This is a genomic window from Micromonospora sp. 4G55, assembly GCF_016803375.1.
Genome location: NZ_JAEVHN010000739.1, coordinates 1 through 2,823, shown reverse-complemented (window position 1 = coordinate 2,823; position 2,823 = coordinate 1). Strand labels below are relative to the sequence as shown.

Below are 2,823 nucleotides of genomic sequence, written 5' to 3'. Positions count from 1 at the left end.
TGCCTCCATCGGCAGACCCGGATGAGCTGCCAGGCCCATGAGCGCACGGTTGACGGCTGATGCTGGCCCGACGCACCGCTGGTGTCAGACGTTGAAGCGGAACTGCGAGCCGTGATCGGCTCACCAGCGGGAACAGTGCTCGGCACCTGTTCAGACGGCGTCGCAGGCTGCCAGGGCTGCTCACTGATCGACAACATTTGACAGTGTCTCGTGCCCCCTGTGTGCCCCAGACAGCCGCGCGCCACCCAGGCGCGACCCTCCTGGCAGGATCAGCCCGGTGATGAGGTCCGCCGGGTTGCTGCGCTGCGAGGCGATTGCATGGGTCGACGAAGACTGGCCAGGGTGGGTCCGTGTGCGGCTGGTCGACGCCGACGGACGGACCTGGTTCTTCGTCGACAAGGTGCCGATCTTCTTCGTGGATGACGACATCCTTCCTGGCGCTGCTCTGCCCCGGCCGGCGTTCGTGAGGTGCCATGTCGTCGGTCAGCAGGAGGACCAGATCCTTGTCGTTAGCACTGCTCCCGACCACGTGGAAGCCGAGGACGGAACCACTCAGTTCCGGGTCCGCCCGAACCAGCTAGAGCCGGCGAGCTGGTCCTGATCCAACCGAACTGTCAGCTTGGGAATCGTGTGCGGCTCACCCAAGTCGCCGACGTTTGGGCTGGCGCGCTGCGCCTAGCAGCATCCGCCCCAGTGCCTAGGTCACCTCTGCTGACCCCTCTTGACCGCTCGATCGGGCACGACACGGGCACGACCTCATGTCCGGCTATTCCGGCGACTTCACTACGCCTGTGCCTTGTGGGCCAGATTGCCACCGCCGTGATCCAGGTGGTGGAGGTCCCGGTGGGCCTGGTAGAGGACCAAGTAGCACCCCCGTGACTTCCCGTCTCCAGTACTCATTGGCGGTGTCGCGGGAGGTGATCGCCACTACGTAGAGGCTTGGTGACCCCACCTCCAGCATCCAGCCCGGTGCGGGCATGAACCATTTGCCGGGCGGGCAGAGCCTTCTTCTTGCCTGGGCGCGGAACAGGGTGTCCTCGCCGTTGAGGGTGGGCGACGTGAAATGGAACTCCACGACCAAGTCCCAGATGAGCGAGTCAGAGGCGTTAAGAATTCACGCTCCCCACTGGTCAGGGGGTTGCTGTTCAGGATCGAAGGCGTACCAGCTGGACACTCGGCTCGCCTAAGCCCGCCGGGCTTCATCGTCACGCTTTCGCCGCTCATCCTCGGCTCTGCGATCGCGCTCAGCCTCCCAAAGGTAGAGCGCGAACGCTGCGACCGCCGCGTTCGTCCGACAAATTCGCTACCCGGCGGCCGGAGCGCAGTGATACACAACCGAGGTGCAAAACATTTTGGAGTTCCCCGAGGTCCTGCGGCTGATCGAAGACCGCTCGGCCGCGTTCCGCGCCGCGATCGCGTCCGCCCCCGACCTTGACGTCCAGGTCCCGACCTGCCCGGACTGGACGCTGCGCGAACTGGCGCAGCACCTCGGCGACGGCCGCCGCCGCCAGGCCGCCATCATCGCGGCGGGCCCGGGCGCTGAGCCCCCGGCGAGGACGGACCCGAAGGGCGCCCCGACCGCGCCCCGCGACCGCGAAGCCCTGGACGCCTGGCTCGCCGAGTCGACCGAGCTCATGCTCGACGCGATGCGCGAGGCGGGCCCGGACCGCGGCTGCTGGACCTGGTGGGGCCGCTCGCAGGCCCCGGAGACCAGCGGAGCCGTGGCCCGGCACCAGATCCAGGAGATCGCCGTCCACACCTACGACGCCCAGCTCACCCAGGGGGCCGCGCAGCCGCTGCCGACGGACGTCGCGGTCGAGGGCGTCGACGAGTTCCTGACGACCGTCTCGGCGACGACCGTCCCCTGGCCGTTCAAGCCGGCGACCATCGACCTGCACACGACCGAGGGCCGCTCCTGGCGCCTGACCCTCGACGCCGACGGCGTCCGCTGCGACGACCTTGCCGCCGACGCGGGGCCGGGCGACATGGCGATGCGAGGCGCAGCGAGCGAACTGGTCCTCTATTTCTACGACCGCGTCCCGCTCGACGGCCTGGAGACCACCGGCGACACCGAGCCGATGGAGCAGCTCGCAGACTGGGACCCGAACGCGTAAAACGCGCACTTGTGACGCATCTGTCGGTTGCGCGCGCGCTCCTGCGGGCGCCACTGGGCCCGGGGTTAGCGCAGGGCCTCGCGGCCGATGCGGATGACCCGGCCGTGCACCTTGCGCAGGAGGCGAGCAGTTTGCGGATGGACCAGCGGGTGAAGGGCTGGCTGAGCTTGGTCGGGCGGGTGGTGGCCGTCTGGACGACGAAGTCCTCGTCGTCAGGGCTGAGCAGGAGGGGACGGCCTCCCGCCCACCGAGGGTCCAGGCAGGCCGAGCCGATCTGGTTGAACCGGTGGATCACGTCCCGCACCGTGCCCTCGTCGGCCTGCACCAACTGGGCGATCACTGGAACTCGGTTGCCGCCGGCCGAGGCCAGCAGCATCATCGCTTGTCAATAGCGCACTGTGTTGGTGCTGCCCCGGCGTCATCCAACCGGTTCCGGCCCCGCCGCCGCCAACCCGGTAATCGTTCCCGGTCAGAGCACTAGCTAGCTGCCATCCTGTCTGCCGCCGACCCGCCCTCTGGGGAGCGGGCCGCCGCCCGGTCCGCCACGTCAAGCGGACCTTGACGCACGTACGGGCGCTGGCGGGCCGGGCGGTGGTCTGCTCGGCTCGCCCGGGTCGTCGGCTGGCGGGATGGCCGCGCGCAACCACCCACGGACCGCGAGGCGCGGACGGAGCCCCGGCCATCCTGGAGTCGTTGCGCCCCCGCCGGA

The 2,823-nt window shown here is 69.0% G+C and carries 2 protein-coding genes and 1 pseudogene; 2 read left to right on the top strand and 1 reads right to left on the bottom strand.

Going from position 1 to position 2,823, the window contains the following annotated elements; all coding sequences use genetic code 11:
- The first annotated feature begins 352 nt into the window (after positions 1 to 352).
- The gene (locus JNW89_RS33335) at positions 353 to 601 is read left to right on the top strand and encodes a hypothetical protein (protein ID WP_238452065.1); all 249 of its coding nucleotides are present in this window, start codon (positions 353 to 355) and stop codon (positions 599 to 601) included.
- A gap of 739 nt (positions 602 to 1,340) precedes the next feature.
- Positions 1,341 to 2,114, top strand: a complete 774-nt coding sequence (locus JNW89_RS33330) for a maleylpyruvate isomerase N-terminal domain-containing protein (RefSeq protein ID WP_238452064.1) — start codon at positions 1,341 to 1,343, stop codon at positions 2,112 to 2,114.
- A 175-nt stretch (positions 2,115 to 2,289) separates the two neighbouring features.
- Here JNW89_RS33330 and JNW89_RS39390 read toward each other — a convergent pair.
- Positions 2,290 to 2,490 (bottom strand): annotated as a pseudogene (locus JNW89_RS39390) (helix-turn-helix domain-containing protein); the annotation flags it as partial.
- Positions 2,491 to 2,823: the final 333 nt, after the last annotated feature.